Below are 20,760 nucleotides of genomic sequence, written 5' to 3' on the forward strand. Positions count from 1 at the left end.
AAAGAGGGAGAATCATGAAAAACGAATCGAATCATTTTTGGAGCTTTGCGGGCACCCATTTTACGTATTTCTTTATCTGGGCAACAGTTTTCGGATTTTTGTCGTTATGGCTGCAGCAAGTAGCAGATCTTGACGGAACGCAAGCAGGTATCATCTTTTCGTTCATGGCATTCGTTTCTTTGTTTTACCAGCCGATATTTGGGATATTATCGGATAAATTAGCATTCAAAAAGAATCTATTGATAACTATCACGATAGCTGGAATGTTCATTGGCCCATTTTTCCAATGGCTCTTTATTCCTCTTTTATCAATCAATACTTTTTTTGGAGCGATCATCGGCAGTATTTATCTAGCTTTTGTTTTAAATGGTGGCGTAGGAGTAGTTGAGACTTACGTTGAACGGGCAAGTTTAGTGAATAAATTCGAATACGGACATTCACGTTTAGGCGGTTCGATTGCTGGCGCTCTTGCGGCATTCGTAGGCGGAATTATCTTTACGCAAAATCCTAATTCTATTTTTTGGCTTTGCTCATTTATGGCGACAATCTTGACTGGACTAGTGATTTTTGGAGATAAAGTAAATCTTAAAAGCAGTGAAGTACCAGTAGAGGAAAAAAATGAAGTGACCAGAAAAGAGATTTTCACTTTGTTTAAAAATAAAAACTTTTGGCTCTTGTGTCTATTCTTTGTTGGGACAGCCGCTATCTATGATGTAGTAGATCAGCAATTTGCTATCTACTATCGGACTTTTTTCCATGAGGTATCTCAGGGAACAATCATCTACAGTCGATTGCTTTCAATCCAAGTAGCTTTGGAGGCGATGATCATGATCCCAATGCCGAGCCTTATCAATAAAATCGGTGCGAAAAAAGGGATGATCCTGTTTGGCTGTTTGATTTTTATAAGAGTGATGCTTAGTGCATTGGCTCCCAACTGGATCGTATTGTCAGGGGCTCGATTGATTGCAGCCGTAGAAATGCCACTGCTTCTTGTTTCCGTTATGAAATATATTTCTGGCGCATTCGATTGGCGATTGTCAGCAACTGTATATCTTCTAGGGTTTAATTTCTCCAAGCAAATCTCAGTTTTTGCATTCTCTACTATTGCTGGAAAAATGTATGACAGCATAGGGTTTAAAGAAACATATATTTTTCTAGCAGTATTGGTGCTCGTAGTGACGGTTATTGGTGCGATTGGGCTAAAGAATCCAGATAAAAGAATAACACCGGTTGGTTTAGAAAAAGGAATATAGTTTCCTAAAAACAGGAGAAAGAAATAATCAGAAAGAGACAACTGGATATTTCCAAGTTGTCTCTTTCTTGTGTATAATGGATACATATGTACGTACAAATAAAAAGGGGCAAGGCAAATGGCAAAATATCAAGACATTGCAGATGAGATAAAACAAAAGATCCTTCATGAGGAATACGAAGTAAATACAACCATTCCTTCAGAATTCAAGCTGCAAGAAATATATGACGTCAGCAGACATACGATTCGGCAAGCAATCGCTGTGTTGGTAAATGAGGGCTATCTGCGTAAAGAAAAAGGGTCGGGCACATATGTAGATGACAGCTATAAGAAAGAAAAAACACCATTGAACAGAACAAAAACGATCGGTGTCATCACCACATATCTCTCTGATTATATTTTTCCGTCAATCATTCGAGGAATCGAAAATGAATTACGAGAATCTGGGTATTCATTGCTTTTAGCCAGTACGAATAACGATCACGAATTGGAGAAAGAGTGTTTGAAGAAAATGATTGCTTATGGGGTAGATGGTTTGATCGTTGAGCCTACGAAAAGTAATCAGTATAACCCAAACTTAGCACTTTATGTTGCTTTGAGAGAACAAGGTATTCCGATGGTGATGATCAATGCTGCTTATGAAGAGTTAAATGCCTCTTATATTTGTTTAGATGATGTGAAAGTCGGTTTTATGGCAGCGGAATATTTGATAAAAAAAGGACATCAGCGTCTGTTGTTCATCACAAAAATCGACGATCTTCAAGGAAAATACAGGATGAAAGGTTTTATCAGCGCGTGTGAACAGTATAATGTGCGTTTTTTGATGGAAGATATCATTACTTTCACCACAGAAACACGAGAAACAATCGCTGAAAAAACAGTACAACGGTTGAAAGAAGAACAAGCTTTAGATGGCATCATTTGCTATAACGATCAAATAGCTAGTTTATTGCTAGATAAGTTGACAGAAAATGGCTATCATATTCCAGATGACCTATCGATCGTAGGAACAGATGATTCTTCTTTAAGCCATTTAGGGAATAAAAAATTGACAACATTGACGCATCCAAAAGAAAAGTTGGGACAAGATGCCGCACGGTGGATCGTCACAACGATTGAAAAAGGACGGGCACAGCCAAATATTCTCTATGAACCTGTACTAGTTGAACGGGAAACAGTAAAAGAAAACGAAAAATAAGAGACGGGTTTTTACCGCCTCTTATTTTTTATATCGATTTGGAGCTGTCACAACATCTTTAAGAATGATGGATAGAAATACGTTTAGGATAAGTTTTTTTAGATGCACTTTGTTCGATTTCCTCTAAAGATTTCCCACGAGTTTCTGGTACGATCTCTTGAATAAATAAAACCCCTAAAAAGCAGATGATCCCAAAAATACCGAAAACGATTTCTTGAGACATAGAAGCAGTCATCACAGGAAAAAGCAAGCCGACTAGGAAAGAACCAATCCAATTAAAAGAAGAGGCTAGGCCAGATGCTCGCCCGCGGACAGCTAGTGGGAATATTTCGCCTACGATTACCCATGTCAGCGGAGCCCATGTGCAAGAATAAAATGCGACATAAATACATAAAAACAAGAGAATCAACAACGAATTTGTATGAGCATCCAGTACAGTTCCTAAAACAGCTGGTAGGATGAAAGAAAGTCCCATCACGCTACCGCCTATTTTCAATAAAGTTCGCCGATTGAACTTGTCTGCAATAACCAAAAAGAGCAAAGAACCAGCAACTAAAATGATTCCTTGGATGATCGGCCACATCAATGCATCGCTCGCTGCATGCCCAGTCGCTTTTTCTACGATCAGCGGAATATAGTAAAAAATAGCATTAGCTCCTTGAAATTGCTGGAATACTGCTACACCAATACCGGCAATAACTAACGAACGATACTTTTCTAAAAACAAAGTATGCCAAGAAGTTACGGTTGTCTTTTCTTGTTTGACATTCAGCTGGATTTGTTCGAATTCCTGTTCAGCTTCGTTTGGTGTCCGAATATAGTTCAATACTCTTTTTGCCTCTTCCAAGCAACCAGATTGCACAAGAAAACGCGGTGACTCTGGTAGAGCTAAAACGCCGAAAAATAAAATCAGTGCAGGGACAGCAGCAAGCCCTAACATCACGCGCCAAGCCATCGTTTCAGGTAACCCTTTTAGCAAATAATCTGCAACGTAGGAAAGGAGCATGCCAGAAGCAATCATCACTTGATTGATCCCTGACAATCTTCCCCTTAGTCTAGCAGGAGCCATTTCAGACATATAAGCAGGAACTAGGGCAGATGCAGCGCCAACAGCTAAACCTAGAAGAATCCTTGCTGCAATCAGAAAATAAGAACCATTGTGAGGGGCAGATGCAGAAAGGACAGAACCAGCCATAAAAATAAGTGCAGAAAGAAGAATCATTTTTCGTCGTCCAAGCTTATCAGAAAGAAGACCAGATAAAGAGCCACCAAGGATCGCACCTAACATGACCGAAGACGTGATCCATCCTATCAAAGAAGCTTTACCTGCCAAACCCCAATCATGCTGTAAAAAAGGTAAGGCGCCGGTCATAACACCAATATCATACCCAAATAGAATGCCGCCAAATGCGCCAAAAAAATAAATAAACGATGAGGAAACTTTTTTTTCTTTTTTCATAAGTATTCTCTCCTTCTAGAATTTCGAGAAGGCGGTTGATCAGATTTTGTAAGCAATTTCATTCTATAACTTATGTACGTACAAAACAAGCGTTTTTTATTATATTCTTGAAAATAACTGCTTGACATGTACGTACAAAAGTATACAATAATCATTGTAAGCGCTACTAAAAAAGACGGTTTGATCAGGTTTGACGAGAAGGAGGGAGTTAAATCATTATGAAGGAAGTAAATGCGCAAAGTATGTTAGATGTCATAGATGGTCGTACATCTTTAGGGATTGAGTTTGGATCAACTAGGATCAAAGCTGTATTGATTGATTCATCTTTTACTTCTATTGCAGCTGGTAGTTATGAGTGGGAAAACAAACTAGAAAATGGTATCTGGACCTATTCATTAGAAGATATTTGGAAAGGACTGCGCGTCAGTTACCGAAAAATGGCAGCAGAAGTATTCGAAATCTATGGCGAAAATCTTACGACGATCGGGTCGATTGGGTTTAGTGCAATGATGCACGGTTATCTAGCTTTTGATAGCAAGGAACAGTTACTAGTACCATTTCGTACTTGGCGGAATACAATCACTGAAGAAGCAGAACGAATATTAACGGAAAAATTTCAATACAATATTCCGCAGAGATGGAGTATCGCTCATTTGTATCAAGCTATCTTGAATAAAGAAGAACATGTGAGAGAAATTGATTTTTTGACAACGCTTGCAGGGTATGTTCATTGGCAGCTTACTGGTGAGAAAGTACTAGGCGTAGGAGATGCATCAGGCATGTTTCCTATCGATCCTTCAACGAAAACCTACCATCAAGAAATGAAAAATATTTTTGGTCAATTAGTCGAAAAAGAGCATGTAGCGATTGATTTGGATCACATTTTGCCTAAAGTTCTAGTAGCAGGAGAAGAAGCTGGCAAGTTAAGCGAATCAGGAGCTTATCTGATCGACCCTACGGGAAACCTGAAACCAGGAATCCCGATTTGTCCGCCAGAAGGAGATGCAGGAACCGGTATGGTCGCTACGAACAGTGTAGCCAAACGGACAGGGAACATTTCGGCTGGTACTTCCGCCTTCGCTATGATCGTATTAGAAAAAGAACTAGAAAATGTCCATCCGGAAATCGACATGGTCACTACACCTTCAGGAGAACTAGTAGGCATGGTTCATACGAATAACTGCTCTTCGGATATCAATGCTTGGGTCAGTATTTTTGAAGAATTTACAAATTCTTTGGGTATGGAGATAAGCAGAGATAAATTATTCACGGTATTATTCAACAAAGCGCTAGAAGGCGATACGGATTGCGGGGGGTTACTTTCTTATGGTTATTTTTCCGGTGAAAACATTACAGGAGTAAATGAAGGAAGGCCATTATTTGTACGTACACCAGGTAGCCGTTTTGATTTAGCGAATTTCATGCGGATCCATTTAGCCAGTGCTTTTGGTGCAATGAGAATCGGAATGGATATATTGAAATCTGAGGATGTCCAAATTGATCGTTTAGTGGGGCATGGGGGGATTTTTAAAACACCAGAAGTTGGACAGCGGATTCTAGCATCTGCTATGGAGGCACCAGTTACAGTGATGGACACAGCCGGAGAAGGTGGAGCGTGGGGAATCGCGTTATTAGCAGCCTATATGATGGATCGATATGGGAAGTCTTTAGAAAACTTCTTGGCAGAAGACGTGTTTGGACAAGACCAAGGAGTCACCATCACACCTTCAGCAGAAGAAATAGCAGGCTATCAGATATTTATGAGACGTTACCGTGAGGGGATCGACATTGAAAAAACAGCGATTCATCAATTGCAAGAAAAAGGAGTGATAGAAAATGCTGGAACAACTGAAAGAAGAAGTATACCAAGCAAATCTTGACTTGCCTAAACACGGACTCGTCAAATATACATGGGGAAATGTGAGCGCTTTTGATCCTGAAACACGATATTTCGTTATCAAACCTAGCGGAGTCAGTTATGAAGAGATGACAGCAGACGACATGGTCGTTGTGGACTTGGACAATCATATCATTGAAGGTAAACTCAATCCCTCTTCGGATACGCCTACTCATGCTGTTTTATATCGTTCATTTCCTCAAATCGGAGGAATCGTCCATACTCACTCGACATGGGCGACGATCTGGGCACAAGCAGGATTGGATGTTCCTGCGATGGGGACGACGCATGCAGATACTTTTTATGGATCGGTACCTTGTGCTCGATTTTTGACACAACAGGAAATCGACAGCGGGTACGAATATGAAACAGGAAAAGTTATCACAGAAACATTCAAAGAACGCAAAATTGATCCCTTAGCAATTCCGGGGGTACTTTTACACGGACACGGTCCATTTACTTGGGGGAAAGATGCGCAAAGTGCGGTAATGAACGCAGTCGTACTAGATGAAGTATGCAAGATGAATTTATTTACCAGACAGCTCAATTCATTTTCAGAAGAGCTGCCTCAACGGATTTTAGATAAACATTATTTACGAAAACACGGAAAAAATGCGTATTACGGACAAAACAAATAAAAGGAGTGGCTAATTATGTTGAATATTGGAGAAAAAGAATTTTGGTTTGTTGTAGGATCACAGCATTTATATGGGGAAGAAGCACTGCGAGAAGTAAAGAAACATGCACAAGAAATGGTCGATGAACTGAATGAAAATGGCCAATTGCCTTATCCTATCCGCCTTCAAGAATTAGCAGTTACTGCTGACACGATCACAAAAATCATGAAAGAGGTCAATTATCGAGAAGAAGTAGCAGGTGTGATCACTTGGATGCATACTTTCTCACCAGCAAAAATGTGGATCCGTGGGACAAAGCTTCTACAAAAACCATTGCTTCATTTAGCTACGCAATATAACGAAAGCATTCCTTGGAAAACGATCGATATGGATTTCATGAATTTAAATCAATCCGCTCATGGTGACCGCGAATATGGGTTCATCAATGCTCGATTAAATAAACAAAATAAAATCGTCGTTGGCTACTGGAAACGACCTGAAATCCAAAAAGAGATTGCTGCTTGGATGGATGTTGCAGTAGCCTATAATGAAAGTTTTGGAATAAAAGTGGCTCGTTTTGGTGACAACATGAGAAACGTGGGTGTCACAGAAGGAGACAAAGTGGAAGCACAGATTCAATTTGGTTGGACTGTTGATTATTTTGGTATCGGAGATCTTGTACAAGTAATCGATCGCGTATCAGACGAAGAAGTCGAACAATTATTTGAAGAGTACAAGGAATTGTATACCTTCGACTATGGTGATTATGAAGAAAAGACATGGGAAGAACATGTAAAAGTACAAGCTCAGCAGGAAATCGGTATTCGCCGTTTCTTAGAAGAAGGAGGCTATAACGCTTTTACGACTAATTTTGAAGACCTATATGGGATGAAACAACTGCCTGGACTAGCTGTACAGCGTTTGATGGCAGAAGGATACGGTTTTGCCGGGGAAGGCGACTGGAAAACTGCAGCGATTGATCGGTTGCTGAAAATCATGGCTCGAGGAAAAGATACAGGATTCATGGAAGATTATACTTACGAGCTAGCTAGTGGCCAAGAAGCAATCTTGGAATCCCATATGATGGAAGTAGATCCGACGCTTGCTGCGACGAAACCAAGAATCGTTGTTTCTCCTTTATCAATGGGAGATAGAGAAGATCCGGCGCGTCTTGTATTTGATGGGAAAGCAGGAGAAGGGGTAGTCGTATCGATGGCAGATTTCGGTACGCATTATAAACTGCTGATCAATGAAGTAGAAGCCTTTGAACCAACGACTGAAGCACCTAATTTACCTGTTGCACGTGTGTTATGGAAAACTAAACCGAATTTCCATGAAGGTGTCCATTCATGGATTCAGGCAGGTGGCGGTCATCATACCGTTGTCTCGCTAAATCTAACAACCGATCAAATTGAAACGTGGGCAAAATTAGTTGAGTTGGAAACAGTTGTTATTAGATAAAAAGAGGTTTTGAAAAAGCCGCTTAGTTTTAAGAAAAAAGAAGAGATTGACGAAAATTGCTTTTCAACTATTTTTGAAATTTTGTCTTATTATCAATGTCAGCTAACGGAACACCATTTATCAAGATATCTCACCCTCAATATTTTGCTCTCGAAAATAAGGCTTATGGCAGTAACTTGTCATAGCCTTATTTTTATCACTAATCCTACTCTGCTCTAACTGCTCTTTTTGCTTCTAGGAAGTCAAATGGTAAACAGTTGTCTAATTGCAGAAATTTCGAGATACTTGTTAGTAAGGAGGGGGTTTTATGTATCACGTTCATTTGATTGATGCTATTCCAGAACAAGAGATAGAAAAGTTACAAGGGGAATATTTCAAAATAATAGATGATTTGCCAGCCGAAGGAATAGTCATTCGTAGTACGAAAGTGAAAGACGAATGGCTTACACCAGATTTGCTAGCAATTTCAAGAGCTGGTGTTGGGGTGAACACGATCAACGTTGAAAAAGCTTCTGAAAACGGGACGATCGTCATGAATACACCAGGTGTAAATGCTAATGCAGTAAAAGAGCTTGTTTTGTGCTGTTTGCTCTTATCTTCCCGTCCGATAATCGAAGCAAGTCGTATGGTACAAACACTAACAGGTCCTAATATTTTAGAACAAGCAGAAAACAAAAGAAGTGCTTATGTGGGACGAGAGTTGCAAGGCAAAACCATCGGTCTTCTTGGTCTTGGAGCGATAGGCACAAAAGTAGCGCTAAGTTGCTATGGCTTAGGGATGGATGTCTTGGGTTATTCTATCCGCGATGCCCAGTTGGATTATGTTCGGCAAGCAGATTTAGAAACAGTTCTTTCTGCCTCGGATTACATCGTAGTCATGCTGCCGTTGACAGAAGATACAAAAGGATTGATCAATCAGGCGAATATAGAAAAAATGAAAAAAGATGCTGTACTTATCAATGTAGGAAGAAGTGAAATTGTTGATAAATATGCTGTTATGCAAGCATTGGAAAAACAACATCTGGCCAAATACGTGACTGATTTCCCAGAAGAAGAGTTCTTAGAAAATGACCGTATACTTATGTTGCCTCATCTAGGGGGATCGACTCAGGAAGCTTTGGCAGACAGCGGACGTTTGGCAGTTGAATCCTTAAAAGATTATCTGTTGTTCGGTACGGTTAGAGAAGCGGTCAATTATCCATCCGCACGAATGTTTTTCCAAGCGCCGTTTCGATTCACTATATTTTATCAAAAGAAAACCAATATATTAGCAGAGATATTTTCTCTGCTGAATGAGAACGAGCTAGCGATCGCAGATATATCGCGTAACCATAAGAATGAGCATGTCTACATATTGATTGACATAGACAGTACTGATTTTGAACAGCTCAATCAAGTGAAACAACAGCTAGAAAAAATTTCTGGAGTACGAAAGGTCCGCTTATTAAAGAAACCAGAAAGGCCATAAAGAAAGAGAATATTTGGATTTCATTAATTCTTCTTTCCGTTCTTTACTTTCGAATTTCGTACAACTAAAATAAGAGAAGCAACATTCTTTTATTGATAGAAATGAAGGAGCAAGCATTTGAAAAGATATATAAGCAGACTTTCGACCAAACAGAAAAAGATTTTAAAAGGAACAGCAGCGATCATCAGTATCTTTTTTCTTGTTGTTTTTAGTAATTTATTTTTGCAGTGGTGTCAAAATAATCTATCCGTAGACCTTGCGTTGAAATTTGCTTTTTCTTGGCATACGGAAAAATTCTTCTTAGCCTGTCTCGTCTTGCTGATCATTCTTATTTTTCTGATTGCACTAGCAGGATCTGTCCCTTTAGGTTCCCTTACGTATGTCGTAGCCATCGGTGTATTAGGTTTTGCAAATTATATGAAAATGAGTTATCGGCAAGAACCGATTTATCCAGACGATTTGAAGATGATCACTGAAATCGGATTGCTGAAAGATATGACCGGCACTATGCTGTTTACAGTGATTTTAGCTGCCGCAGGAACCGTGCTAGGATTGTTTTGCTGGTACATGTTTCGAAGCCTGAAAAAAGGAAGGCGATTCCAATTGATCCGATTAACGACACTGCTTGTGGCAATTGGACTGCTAGGGTATATCAGTAATTTCAACAATCCCGATAATTTGTTGCGAAAAGCATATAATAAAACGGCACTATGGATACCTTACAGTCAGAAAATGAACTACTATAACACTGGTTTTATCGGTGGGTTTTTGTACAATCTGAAGGTAGAACCAATGGATGAACCTGAAGGATATTCGAAAGCAAAGATCAAAGAAATCACTGAAAAATACCAGAAGCTAGCAGATGAAAAAAATAAAGCTGTAGAGGAAGAGTCGCCGAACATCGTGTTCGTGATGAGTGAAAGTTTCTCAGATCCTAGTCGATTAAACGGCGTAGAAGTATCTGGTGAGCCATTGGCAGATTATTATGAAGTAGCTGATCAAACATATAGTGGCAATATGCTTTCTCAAAACTATGGCGGTGGAACAGCAAATATCGAATTCGAAGCATTGACTGGTTTTTCTATGGCGTTGTTTAATGCGCAACTCACCACTCCTTACACGATGCTAGTACCAAAAATGGATCAGCTTCCTTCTATCGTTTCAGCGTTAAACGCACAATCATACCAGACGACAGCGATCCATCCATACAATACTTCGATGTATAAAAGAGAGGATGTTTATCAGACATTAGGATTTGACCAGTTCATCAGCGAGCGTACGATGACCTATACGGATACGATAGAGAATAATCCATATATTTCTGATGAGTCAGCTTACAAAGAAGTAATGACACTTCTTAAGGAAGAAAAAACACCTCAGTTCATTCATTTAGTCACGATGCAGACACATATGCCTTATAATGGAAAGTATGATAAACTGAGCTATTCTGCAGAGATTTCAGATGGAAGTGGGACGCTTGACTTAGAGAATTATCTGCAAGATATTTCCTATAGCAGCACGGCACTGAAGCAGTTCACGGAAGAATTGAAGAATCTTTCTAGAAGGACTCTAGTTGTTTTTTGGGGGGATCATCTGCCAGGGATCTATTCAGATACCATCCAAGCCAAAAATGATAAACAAACATTACATGAAACACAATTCTTGATGTTTGACAGTAAAGGGAAATTAGAAAAGCAAACGACTCAAGATGCAATCACCAGTCCTTTTTATTTTGCAGCGAATCTAATGGAACAGACGAATCAGACAACGAATGGCTTTTATCAGCTGCTTTTATCATTAGAACAGGAACTTCCGGCGTTTGAACGAGAACTGTACTATCAAAACGGACAGTGGTATAAAGAAGCGCAATTCAATCGCTCGCAACAAGAGATTTACGACGAATATCAATTGATCCAATATGACATTGTCGCAGGGAAACAATATAGTTTAGCAGACGGTTTCTTTGAGCACGAATAAGAATGGCGAGCTGTATAGAAACCATTAAATTTTTTCAAGTACTTGTCATTTGAGGATAAAAACAAGTAGAATAAATAATAACAACAATGGAGAAAGTAGGAAAACAAACATGTTACCGAATATTGGCTATTATGTGCAGTCCATCGATCAAATCGTCAAGGAAACAGAAGCAATCGGAGAAGGAATGCATCCGAAATATGAAGTGATCAGAAACGCAATCGATGAAGGAAAAACAAGTGAACTGGACAGATCGACCCTTGAAGAGACCGTCCAGTTATTTGAAGAAGGAACAAAAAAATATCGGGCAATGCTTAAGAAAGTCAGTACATTGCGCCCACCAGCAAAAGCAATGGGCATTCATAAAAATTTTGAAAAAGCTTATCTTTCATATGTAGCAGGCTGTGAAGAAATGATTCAAAGTATTGATCTTGAGTCAGGGGTAGATAAAGATTTATTCAATACATCTGAAGCAAAACAAGACCAAGCGACTGACCAATTGACAGCTGCCATCCAAAAAATGACTAATTTGTTATTGAAAAAATAGAAGAAAAATTTGATGACAATAAAAACTAGAGTTATCTAATATAAATGTAATATTGTCTTTATGATAGAGTAAACAAAATCCTTTATGATAAGAACATACCTATAACCAACAACCTTGTACTTACTCAAAATTGAGTAAATACTCCTTTTCCGCAGAGTCTAACCAACTCGGCGGTTTTTTTATTTATAGAAAAGGACATCAGAACAGACGAAAAAGTCTTGCGCTGATGTCTTTTTCAGATAGTATGGAAGGCTGATTAGTTTTCTACATTCCGTACATATTGTTCAAAGTAGTTCTGTAAATCGGCTTTGAGTTTCTGATATTCCTCTTCGCTATACTCTTTATCTTCGATTTTTCCATCAAAGAAAGGAATATTCAGTTCTTCCCGCAGCCTGTCTAATACGTCTTGCTGATTCATTTTATTCTCCTTTTTTTGCTAACGATCAAAATAAACACAGACACATTCTGGTGCATAGACATCTTTTTGCAATAATTCTAGTAATCCTGTTTCAGGATGACGGCGGTATAATGTCAGATTATCGGTATTCTGATTGGCACATACGACAAAACCATTGCTTGGATCTAGTGCGAAATCGCGAGGAAAATCTCCTTCTGTTGAGATGATTTGTTTATTTTGGATGTGAGAACCATCTTCGGAAACTGCGAATACGGCAATCGAGTTGTGTCCCCGATTAGAAGCGTAAAGGAACTTGCCATCATTGGAAATGCGAATAGCAGCCCCTCCATTTTCACCGTCGTATTCTTCTGGCAAGGTCGATATTTTCTGTAATTCTTCAAAATCACCTGTTTCTTTATCATAAGAAAGCACTCGGACTGTGCTGTCTAATTCACCAAATAAATAGGCGAATTGTTCATTCGGATGAAAGACGAGATGGCGAGGGCCTGTTCCTGGCTCTGCAGTGAAGGTAGTGACAAGATTCAATTTGCCGTTTTCGGACACATCATAAGTATACACACGATCTGTACCAAGATCACATACGACTAATCGTTGGTCAGGAGTCAGATCCGTATAGTGGACATGCGCATGATCTTGGTTTTTATGAGGGCCTGTCGCTTCTTGATGGAATACTGAATCCGCTGCTTTCAGCTCGCCATCTCCTAATATGTGATAGACATTTACTTCGCCTTTATGGTAGTTGGCCCCATAGAGCAATTGCCGTGTTTCATCAACCGCTACATAACATAAAGGAGCCCCAGACTCTGTTACCGCATTCAAAAAACGAAAATCCTTATCGTACGCACCGGCACCACCTAATCCGTCTATACTGGTGACCGTGTAAAGATTGCCAGCTTTGCTTTTTGCTAGGTAGGTAGGGCTGTTCTCTTCAACAGCCAATGAAAGACTGGATAATTCTTCTTTTTCTGTATCAAGGTCGATCGTATAGATTCCTTTGCTTTCGCGACGCGTATAGGTTCCTAAAATTATCTTTTCGATCATATGAGCTGATTCCTCCTAATGGTAATGAAATAGTTTTCGTCTTTATTCTATCACATAATTATTCCCCAAGGCTAAAGAATGAGAATGTGTTATACTGTTTTTGAAAGCAAGTAAAGGAGAGAGTGCGATGATTCAGGCAACGATTACAGAAATTGGAACAGAAGCAATAAACAAGGAAGAACCGATGCTGATTTTGTTCGATAAAACAGCAACAGCTGCCTTGCGAAAATATTCGGTGATTCAAGAGGTGTCGAAAGACGAACCTTTTTCTTTGAAAGCAGACGGAACGATTACTTTTGATGATCAGTCGTATACGATCGATTATGTCGGTCCGATGGCCAATGGAAATTTAGAGACGGTAGCTCACGTATCATTGATTTTTGATACCTGTCCAGAAGAAGGACAAATTGCAAACGGAATCTATCTTCATCCGCATGAACTGCCTGCTATTGGTTTGGGAAGCCAAATTATTTATAACTAACAGGAGGACTTATGGAAGGGAAAAATAAGAAGAACAGACCGGTGTCTTGGTTTTGGCGCTGGTTTTTAAATAATCAAGTGGTCACAGCTTTACTTGTTGTATTGTTAATATTGCTGATCGTCTTTTTATTTACAAAAGTTTCTTATTTGTTTGCACCGATCTGGCAATTTTTAGCAATCGTAGGACTACCTATCATTCTAGCAGGCATCTTGTATTACTTGATGAATCCGGTAGTTGATTACTTTGAGAAGCGAAAAGTACCAAGGCTCTATAGTATCATTGGGCTGTTTGTTTTGGTCGTTGCATTAATCGTATGGGGAAGCGTAGTGATCATACCTAAGATCCAAGAGCAAACAGTCAGCTTTATCAGTAACTTTCCTCAATACGTTGATACGATCGATAATAAATTGACCGAGATCTTGAGAGACCCGCTGTTCAACCAATTTCGTGAACAGTTAGAAACAGCAGGTGATAAGTTCATGAATTCAGCAGGTGATATGATCCAAGACATATCTAAGAGTACAGTTCAGAGTCTTGGGAGTTTTGTTGGTGCGGTAGCGACTATTTTAGTAGCTTTGCTGACGATGCCGTTTATCTTATTTTATTTATTGAAAGATGGTAAGCGATTAGCCCCTTATTTCGTCAAGTTTTTACCAACGCGCATGCAAAAACCGACGTTGAATGTGCTGAGTGAAATGAATAGTCAAGTTTCTTCATATATAAGAGGGCAACTAACTGTGGCTTTTGCTGTGGCAATCATGTTTATGATTGGTTTTGCAATCATTGGTTTAGAATATGCTGTCACGTTGGGGATCATTGCAGGGTTCTTGAATCTGATCCCCTACTTAGGTTCATTTTTAGCAATGATTCCAGCCATCTTTTTAGCTATTGTGGCAGGTCCATTCATGATCATCAAGGTACTGATCGTTTTTGCAGTAGAACAGACAATAGAAGGACGCTTGATCTCTCCGTTAGTATTGGGAAATCAGTTAGCAATCCATCCAGTAACGATCTTATTAGTTCTGCTGACGTCAGGGAAATTGTTTGGGATCGTTGGTGTGATCTTGGGGATTCCTGTTTATGCAGCAGCTAAAGTAGTGATTACTCATGTTTTTGAATGGTACACAACGATTTCTTCTCTTTATGAAGAAAATCCGTTGAAAAAGCAGAAAGAATAACAAAAAGAGACAGAGGAAAATATCCAAAGCACAAATGTTGCTTTGAAGATTTTTCCCTCTGTCTCTTTTATATACATTTACCTCAATTTTTAAAATGATTTACCTAAAGCAGCAGCTTTATCTAATGCATTTTGCATCAACTCATCTGCACGGTCAGGGTCATAATCGATTCCTTCGATGAATAGTTGATCTACTTGATCGATGCCTACAAAGTTCAAAATACCTTTTACATATTGAGAGGCAAAGTCTTGTCCGTTGTATACACCGCCGTTAGATTGGATGTGCAGTGCTTTTTTACCTGTCACTAATCCTTCTGGCCCGTTTTCTGTATAGCGGAACGTTTTTCCAGCTACATTGACGGTATCGAACCAAGCTTTTAATTTTGTTGGGATATTTAGATTCCATAAGGCGTTTGCGATAACGATTTTATCAGCAGCAAGGAACTGATCAGTCAATTCATTGAAACGAGCAATTTTTTGTTGTTGACTTTCTGATAAGGAAGTGAATTCTGCACCAGCACGTAATGCTTCCCAACCTGATAATAATTCTTCATCGATTTCTGGAATATCATCGCGATAAAGTTCCAAAACAGTCACTTCATCATCTGGATGATTTTCTTTATAACTTGTTAAAAAAGACGTCAATGCCTTAACTGTACGTGATTCTTCTGCAGTTAGGGGATGACCTTTGACTACTAAAACAGATGCCATATGCTTACCTTCTCCTTTTATTGCTATGATTGTTATAACTATGACTAACAAAATCAGTTTACTCGAAAAAGAAAAGGCTATCAAGTCATATTGATAAGGTTGAAGAATAAATAACTAAAAAAAGACAGGATATAAAAGAGGCTGTGACACGATTTTTGTCACAGCCCCCTTTGAATCTAACAAGCAATGTTCAAGCAACGCTTGACTGAAGAGCTTCCATCCCACCAATGATATAAACAGCACGAAATCCGCTAGCAGTAAGTTGATCGGCTAATGCTTCTGATCGTCTGCCTGTGTAGCTTAGAATATAATAAAGTTTTTTTGGATCTAGATTTTTTAATTGTCTTGGCAAGATAGCAGCGGGGATAGAAAGCGAGTGGCTTAAGTGTTTTTTTGTGTAATCTAAAGTATTTCTTGTATCTAAAACGATGCTGTCAGCATCGAGCGGCAATTTATTGAAGTCTTGGACACTAATTGATTGGGCCATTTATCTCATCCTTTGTTTAGTATGTGGCTATTTTAATGGGCAGCTCTCATTAATTCAAATGGAAGGATTCCTCTTATCACTTTTTTAATGTATCGGATAATAATGAAAAAAACTATGCAAATGTCTTGCAAAACAGGTGGGAGGTGTTATAATGACATAGCGTCATATGACAATGTGTCATCTTAGAAGAAAGGAGGATCCATATGCCGACACAGACATTTTTCCATTTGCCGAAAGAAAAACAAAAAAGGTTAATTGAAGCGGCGAGAATCGAGTTTTCTAGAGTACCTTTAAAAGAAGCCTCGATTGCTAATATCGTCAAATTAGCGGATATCCCTAGAGGCAGTTTCTATCAGTATTTTGAAGATAAAGAGGATCTTTATTTTTATTACTTTGAGACAATGAGACGTGACAGCTCTAAAGATATGTTGCAACTAATGAAAGAATCCGATGGTGATCTATTCAAAGGATTCGAATCCTATTTTTCTAAAATGATTTATGAGATTTTGGAAGGTGAGAATGCTTCTTTTTATCGTAACTTGTTTATGAACATGGATTACCGTGCCTCAAGAAAAGTCGCTCCTCATACGAGTCGCCAAAAAACGCCTCATGATCCACATAAAGAACACAAACAAGATGCAAAAGAGTTGCTTGAATTGATTGATCGGACGAAGCTGAAAGTAAAAAATGATCATGAATTGGAATTACTGATCCAATTAGTGATGAATACTGTCTTTACAACAATTGCGCATTCGTATCGCTTATTTTCAACAACTGAAGATTACTCAGTAGAGCAAGCAATCAGTGAATTCAATTTGAAACTTTCTTGGCTGAAAAACGGAGTATATAAATAGAAAGAAGGGAACTAGATGCTAAAAATCGTAAAACGGATCTCCTTGACTTCAGCAATTGCAGCTGCAGTTTTCATGGTGATCCAAGTACTGGCAGATTTATATTTGCCGACACTTACCTCCAATATTATTGATAAAGGGGTAGCACAAGGAGATGTCGATTATATTTGGCATACAGGTTTTGTGATGATCGGTTTTTCTTTGATCAGTATCTTAGCTGCTATTGCAAATACATTTTTTGCTACTCGAGAATCACAGAAACTGGGTAAGCAATTGCGCACGGATGTCTATAAAAAATCAGAGAGCCTGACAAAAGATGCGTTTGACAAATACGGAACGGCCTCTTTGATCACAAGAACGACCAATGATGTGACTCAAATCCAAATGGTCACACAAATGTTTTTACGTATGATGATCAATGCACCAATCACGTTGATTGGCGCAAGCATACTTGCTTATCAAAAAGATCATCAGTTGACAAAAATCTTCTTAGTCGTCATTCCAGTAATGATTATTTTGATTGGCGGAATCATGTATTTTGCTGTTCCATTATTCAAAAGCATGCAAAAGAAAACTGACCGTTTGAACTTGGTATTTCGAGAAGGGTTGACAGGTGTCAGAGTCATCCGAGCATTCGATAAGACGCGCTTTGAAGAAAATCGTTTTGATTTAGCGAATAAAGATTATACAAATACGGCAATCAAAGTTAATACGATCGTCGCATTAATGATGCCGATGATGACATTGATCATGAGCGGTACAAACGTAGCAATCACTTGGTTTGGTGGACACTACATAGCAGATATGACCTTGGAAGTCGGTAATCTGATTGCATTTATGACTTATGCGATGCAGATCTTGATCAGCTTTATGATGCTTTCCGCTATTTTTATCATGGTACCTCGTGCACAAGCTTCAGCTGACCGTATCAATGAGGTGTTGGATGAAAAAATCGGTATCCATGACCCTGAAAATCCTAAAACAGTTTCTTTTGCTGGAAAAGAAGCAACATTGGCCTTTAATCATGTCAATTATCGATATCATGGAGCAGAAAAACTTGCATTGGAAGATATTGATTTTCAAGCTAAGTCAGGCGAGATCGTCGCAATCATAGGAGGAACTGGTTCAGGTAAAACGACCTTAGTCAATTTGATCCCCCGATTATATGACATCGAATCTGGTTCGATCCAAATAAACGGAACGGACATCAGTGAAATGACTCAATATAATTTGCGGGAGCTAATGGGCTTTGTTCCTCAAAAAGCAGTTCTTTTCTCTGGAACGATCCGAGACAATATGCAGTATGGTAAGCCGGATGCAACAGATGAAATGATTTGGAAAGCGTTAGAAATCGCACAAGCTAAAGATTTTGTTTCAGAGATGGAAGATGGCTTAGATAGTCATGTGGAACAAGGAGGAGGAAACTTCTCCGGCGGACAAAGGCAGCGTCTAGCAATTGCACGGGCATTAGTCAAAACAGCCGACATTTATGTGTTTGATGATTCCTTCTCAGCATTGGATTTCAAAACGGATGCCAATCTTCGCCAAGCATTGAAAACGAATATGAAAGAAAGTATCACGGTTTTAGTTGCTCAACGAGTAAGTACAGTAATGGATGCAGATATGATCCTTGTGCTAGATGAAGGAAAACTGGTTGGCAAAGGAACACATGAAGAACTATTGGCAACAAATGAAACTTATCAAGAAATCGTTCATTCACAACTAAGAGAGGAGGACTTAGCATGAGTAAAACAAACACACGTCCCTCTCATGGACCAGCAGGCGGTCCAGGACACGGCGGACCTGGCAGGAATCTCGGTGTAAAAGGGGAAAAGCCTAAAAATTTCTGGGGAACGGTACGCCGATTGTTTGGCTATATGTCTAAACGTATGGTTGCAATCATCGCTGTATTTGTACTAGCAATAGCAGCCGTGATTTTCCAAATCCAAACACCAAAAGTTTTGGGGAAAGCAACCACAGAAATATTCAAAGGTGTAATGGCTGGCGCGCAACAGATGCAGCAAGGGCAACAAGTAACAAAATTTCCGATAGACTTTGATAAAATTGCGCAGATCATTGCAACAGTAATCGTGATGTATTTGATCTCTGCTGTATTCAACTTTTTACAGCAGTTTATTATGACGCGTGTTTCACAGCGGACAGTTTATGAGTTGCGTCATGACTTGGAAGCCAAAATGAATCGTGTACCGATTTCCTATTATGATACACATACAAATGGCGATATCATGTCTCGAGCAATCAATGATATGGATAACATCGCGAGCACGTTGCAGCAAAATCTGACTCAATTTGTAACTAGTGCGGTCACACTGATTGGAGTCATCGTGATGATGCTTTCAATCAGTTGGCAATTGACGTTAGTCGCGTTATTGATGATTCCTTTAAGCTTGATCATCGTGATGATCGTTGCGCCAAGATCACAAGTATTTTTCGCAGATCAGCAAAAAAGTTTAGGTTTATTGAATAACCAAGTAGAAGAAACATATGGTGGTCATACGATCGTTAAAACATTCAATCATACTGAAAAAGATCAGGAAGTATTTGAAAAAGAAAATCAGAATCTGTATGCTGCTGGTTGGAAAGCTCAATTTATTTCGGCAATCATCATGCCGCTGATGAATTTCGTTAAAAATCTAGGCTATGTGTTCGTCGCTGTACTAGGCGGAGTAAAAGTTGCAAATGGGAACATGACATTAGGGGATGTTCAAGCATTCTTGCAATATACGACACAGTTCTCTCAACCAATCACTCAACTTGCAAGTTTGATGAACACTATCCAATCAACGGTTGCTTCAGCCGAACGAGTATTTGAAGTGTTGGATGAAGAAGAGATGTCCAATGAAAAATCTGGCCTTCCAGAAGAAAAAGATACACCATACAAAGTTCGTTTTGAAAATGTTCAATTCGGCTACACACCAGATAACTTGTTAATGACTGATTTCAACTTGGATGTCAAACCTGGCGAGATGGTCGCTATTGTAGGGCCAACCGGTGCAGGAAAGACGACACTGATCAACCTTCTTGAACGGTTCTACGATGTTTCTGGAGGTAGTATTCGTTACGATGGTGTAGATACTCGTGACCTTTCACGTGATGAATTGCGCGCACAGTTTTCAATGGTACTGCAAGATACGTGGCTGTTTACAGGAAGTATCTATGACAATATCAAATATGGGAACGACGATGCAACAGATGAACAAGTCATTGAAGCTGCTAAAGCCGCTCACGTAGATGATTTTGTTCGTAAATTGCCAGAAGGATATAACACTGTATTAAACGAGGATGCAAGCAATATTTCGCAAGGGCAGCGTCAGCTGATCACTATTGCGCGGGCATTCTTAGCAAATCCGGATGTCCTGATCCTTGATGAAGCAACATCTAGTGTAGATACACGAACAGAAATACTGATTCAAAAAGCGATGAACCGCCTATTGGAAAACCGAACAAGTTTTGTTGTCGCTCACCGCTTGTCTACAATACGCGATGCAGACAATATTATTGTGATGAATCATGGTTCGATCGTAGAAACTGGAAACCACGATACATTGATGGAAAAAGACGGATTCTATGCAGATCTTTATAACAGTCAGTTTTCTGAAGAAGAAGCTTCATAGAAACGTACAAATTTATTATTTTTCTTTACCGCATGAAGCACATTTCAAGAAAATGAGTTTCATGTGGTTTTTTACTCATTTATTTA

Annotated in this window: 19 protein-coding genes; 13 read left to right on the forward strand and 6 right to left on the reverse strand. The window is 39.2% G+C overall.

Features of this window, described 5'->3' with window-relative positions; genetic code table 11:
• Positions 1–14: 14 nt before the first annotated feature.
• The gene (locus tag A5816_RS13005) at positions 15–1,253 is read left to right on the forward strand and encodes an oligosaccharide MFS transporter (RefSeq protein WP_086311492.1); all 1,239 of its coding nucleotides are present in this window, start codon (positions 15–17) and stop codon (positions 1,251–1,253) included.
• A gap of 117 nt (positions 1,254–1,370) precedes the next feature.
• Complete coding sequence (locus A5816_RS13010) at positions 1,371–2,450, forward strand: GntR family transcriptional regulator (protein WP_086311493.1); 1,080 nt, start codon at positions 1,371–1,373, stop codon at positions 2,448–2,450.
• A gap of 58 nt (positions 2,451–2,508) precedes the next feature.
• On the opposite strand, the gene A5816_RS13015 is transcribed toward A5816_RS13010, so the two are convergent.
• Entirely contained in the window at positions 2,509–3,909 is a 1,401-nt protein-coding gene (locus A5816_RS13015; RefSeq protein WP_086311494.1) for a sugar porter family MFS transporter, read from the reverse strand.
• Between the two features lie 218 nt (positions 3,910–4,127).
• On the opposite strand from A5816_RS13015, the gene A5816_RS13020 reads away from it, so the two are divergent.
• From A5816_RS13020 to A5816_RS13035, 4 genes are all read left to right on the forward strand, one after another.
• Complete coding sequence (locus tag A5816_RS13020; protein WP_086311495.1) at positions 4,128–5,789, forward strand: xylulokinase; 1,662 nt, start codon at positions 4,128–4,130, stop codon at positions 5,787–5,789.
• Positions 5,746–6,444 carry an L-ribulose-5-phosphate 4-epimerase gene (locus A5816_RS13025; RefSeq protein WP_086311496.1) on the forward strand — a complete coding sequence of 233 codons (699 nt, stop codon included), beginning with the start codon at positions 5,746–5,748 and terminating at the stop codon, positions 6,442–6,444. Before A5816_RS13020 ends, A5816_RS13025 begins: the two co-directional genes overlap by 44 nt.
• Before the next feature lie 15 nt (positions 6,445–6,459).
• Positions 6,460–7,884, forward strand: a complete 1,425-nt coding sequence (gene araA / locus A5816_RS13030; RefSeq protein WP_086311497.1) for an L-arabinose isomerase — start codon at positions 6,460–6,462, stop codon at positions 7,882–7,884.
• Positions 7,885–8,191: 307 nt separating this feature from the next.
• Positions 8,192–9,352 (forward strand): NAD(P)-dependent oxidoreductase, encoded by a 1,161-nt coding sequence (locus tag A5816_RS13035; protein ID WP_002374788.1) that lies wholly within the window; start codon positions 8,192–8,194, stop codon positions 9,350–9,352.
• Here A5816_RS13035 and A5816_RS16575 read toward each other — a convergent pair.
• On the reverse strand, positions 9,329–9,469 hold the full coding sequence (locus A5816_RS16575) for a hypothetical protein (RefSeq protein ID WP_002321042.1): 141 nt from the start codon (positions 9,467–9,469) through the stop codon (positions 9,329–9,331). The genes A5816_RS13035 and A5816_RS16575 overlap by 24 nt on opposite strands.
• Here A5816_RS16575 and A5816_RS13045 point away from each other — a divergent pair, their 5' ends adjacent.
• Together A5816_RS13045 and A5816_RS13050 are read left to right on the forward strand one after the other, a co-directional pair.
• Positions 9,470–11,329 (forward strand): LTA synthase family protein, encoded by a 1,860-nt coding sequence (locus A5816_RS13045; RefSeq protein ID WP_086311498.1) that lies wholly within the window; start codon positions 9,470–9,472, stop codon positions 11,327–11,329.
• A 109-nt stretch (positions 11,330–11,438) separates the two neighbouring features.
• Positions 11,439–11,873 (forward strand): hypothetical protein, encoded by a 435-nt coding sequence (locus A5816_RS13050; RefSeq protein ID WP_002310078.1) that lies wholly within the window; start codon positions 11,439–11,441, stop codon positions 11,871–11,873.
• A gap of 256 nt (positions 11,874–12,129) precedes the next feature.
• Here the strand turns inward: A5816_RS13050 and A5816_RS16335 are convergent, their stop codons facing one another.
• Positions 12,130–12,291: a hypothetical protein gene (locus A5816_RS16335; protein ID WP_002310079.1), complete on the reverse strand. Its 162-nt coding sequence runs from the start codon at positions 12,289–12,291 to the stop codon at positions 12,130–12,132.
• Positions 12,292–12,309: 18 nt separating this feature from the next.
• On the reverse strand, positions 12,310–13,332 hold the full coding sequence (locus tag A5816_RS13060; RefSeq protein WP_086311499.1) for a lactonase family protein: 1,023 nt from the start codon (positions 13,330–13,332) through the stop codon (positions 12,310–12,312).
• A 127-nt stretch (positions 13,333–13,459) separates the two neighbouring features.
• On the opposite strand from A5816_RS13060, the gene A5816_RS13065 reads away from it, so the two are divergent.
• The gene (locus tag A5816_RS13065) at positions 13,460–13,813 is read left to right on the forward strand and encodes a PTS glucitol/sorbitol transporter subunit IIA (RefSeq protein WP_086311500.1); all 354 of its coding nucleotides are present in this window, start codon (positions 13,460–13,462) and stop codon (positions 13,811–13,813) included.
• 11 nt (positions 13,814–13,824) lie between these two features.
• Complete coding sequence (locus A5816_RS13070) at positions 13,825–14,991, forward strand: AI-2E family transporter (RefSeq protein ID WP_002291475.1); 1,167 nt, start codon at positions 13,825–13,827, stop codon at positions 14,989–14,991.
• An 89-nt stretch (positions 14,992–15,080) separates the two neighbouring features.
• Here the strand turns inward: A5816_RS13070 and A5816_RS13075 are convergent, their stop codons facing one another.
• Positions 15,081–15,701 (reverse strand): NAD(P)H-dependent oxidoreductase, encoded by a 621-nt coding sequence (locus A5816_RS13075; protein ID WP_002287272.1) that lies wholly within the window; start codon positions 15,699–15,701, stop codon positions 15,081–15,083.
• 190 nt (positions 15,702–15,891) lie between these two features.
• Positions 15,892–16,188, reverse strand: a complete 297-nt coding sequence (locus A5816_RS13080) for a rhodanese-like domain-containing protein (protein WP_002291478.1) — start codon at positions 16,186–16,188, stop codon at positions 15,892–15,894.
• A 203-nt stretch (positions 16,189–16,391) separates the two neighbouring features.
• Here A5816_RS13080 and A5816_RS13085 point away from each other — a divergent pair, with 203 nt between their 5' ends.
• From A5816_RS13085 to A5816_RS13095, 3 genes are read left to right on the forward strand one after another with little or no spacing between them, the layout of a single operon-like run.
• Positions 16,392–17,042, forward strand: a complete 651-nt coding sequence (locus A5816_RS13085) for a TetR/AcrR family transcriptional regulator (RefSeq protein ID WP_002374782.1) — start codon at positions 16,392–16,394, stop codon at positions 17,040–17,042.
• A 15-nt stretch (positions 17,043–17,057) separates the two neighbouring features.
• Positions 17,058–18,785, forward strand: coding sequence for an ABC transporter ATP-binding protein (locus A5816_RS13090; RefSeq protein WP_002314103.1), 1,728 nt, complete (start codon positions 17,058–17,060; stop codon positions 18,783–18,785).
• The gene (locus A5816_RS13095) at positions 18,782–20,674 is read left to right on the forward strand and encodes an ABC transporter ATP-binding protein (RefSeq protein ID WP_010732943.1); all 1,893 of its coding nucleotides are present in this window, start codon (positions 18,782–18,784) and stop codon (positions 20,672–20,674) included. The genes A5816_RS13090 and A5816_RS13095 overlap by 4 nt, the downstream gene beginning before the upstream one ends.
• Positions 20,675–20,760 lie beyond the last annotated feature (86 nt).

Source organism: Enterococcus sp. 3G1_DIV0629, assembly GCF_002141285.1.
Taxonomy (GTDB): Bacteria; Bacillota; Bacilli; order Lactobacillales; family Enterococcaceae; genus Enterococcus_B; species Enterococcus_B lactis.

Coding starts and splice junctions, on each gene's coding strand:
- A5816_RS13050 (WP_002310078.1), top strand. CDS start 11,439: ATGTTACCGAATATTGGCTATTATGTGCAGTCCATCGATCAAATCGTC.
- A5816_RS13065 (WP_086311500.1), top strand. CDS start 13,460: ATGATTCAGGCAACGATTACAGAAATTGGAACAGAAGCAATAAACAAG.
- A5816_RS13080 (WP_002291478.1), bottom strand. CDS start 16,188: ATGGCCCAATCAATTAGTGTCCAAGACTTCAATAAATTGCCGCTCGAT.
- A5816_RS13020 (WP_086311495.1), top strand. CDS start 4,128: ATGAAGGAAGTAAATGCGCAAAGTATGTTAGATGTCATAGATGGTCGT.
- A5816_RS13005 (WP_086311492.1), top strand. CDS start 15: ATGAAAAACGAATCGAATCATTTTTGGAGCTTTGCGGGCACCCATTTT.
- A5816_RS13085 (WP_002374782.1), top strand. CDS start 16,392: ATGCCGACACAGACATTTTTCCATTTGCCGAAAGAAAAACAAAAAAGG.
- A5816_RS13095 (WP_010732943.1), top strand. CDS start 18,782: ATGAGTAAAACAAACACACGTCCCTCTCATGGACCAGCAGGCGGTCCA.
- A5816_RS13075 (WP_002287272.1), bottom strand. CDS start 15,701: ATGGCATCTGTTTTAGTAGTCAAAGGTCATCCCCTAACTGCAGAAGAA.
- araA (WP_086311497.1), top strand. CDS start 6,460: ATGTTGAATATTGGAGAAAAAGAATTTTGGTTTGTTGTAGGATCACAG.
- A5816_RS16335 (WP_002310079.1), bottom strand. CDS start 12,291: ATGAATCAGCAAGACGTATTAGACAGGCTGCGGGAAGAACTGAATATT.
- A5816_RS13010 (WP_086311493.1), top strand. CDS start 1,371: ATGGCAAAATATCAAGACATTGCAGATGAGATAAAACAAAAGATCCTT.
- A5816_RS16575 (WP_002321042.1), bottom strand. CDS start 9,469: ATGCTTGCTCCTTCATTTCTATCAATAAAAGAATGTTGCTTCTCTTAT.
- A5816_RS13015 (WP_086311494.1), bottom strand. CDS start 3,909: ATGAAAAAAGAAAAAAAAGTTTCCTCATCGTTTATTTATTTTTTTGGC.
- A5816_RS13070 (WP_002291475.1), top strand. CDS start 13,825: ATGGAAGGGAAAAATAAGAAGAACAGACCGGTGTCTTGGTTTTGGCGC.
- A5816_RS13025 (WP_086311496.1), top strand. CDS start 5,746: ATGCTGGAACAACTGAAAGAAGAAGTATACCAAGCAAATCTTGACTTG.
- A5816_RS13090 (WP_002314103.1), top strand. CDS start 17,058: ATGCTAAAAATCGTAAAACGGATCTCCTTGACTTCAGCAATTGCAGCT.
- A5816_RS13060 (WP_086311499.1), bottom strand. CDS start 13,332: ATGATCGAAAAGATAATTTTAGGAACCTATACGCGTCGCGAAAGCAAA.
- A5816_RS13035 (WP_002374788.1), top strand. CDS start 8,192: ATGTATCACGTTCATTTGATTGATGCTATTCCAGAACAAGAGATAGAA.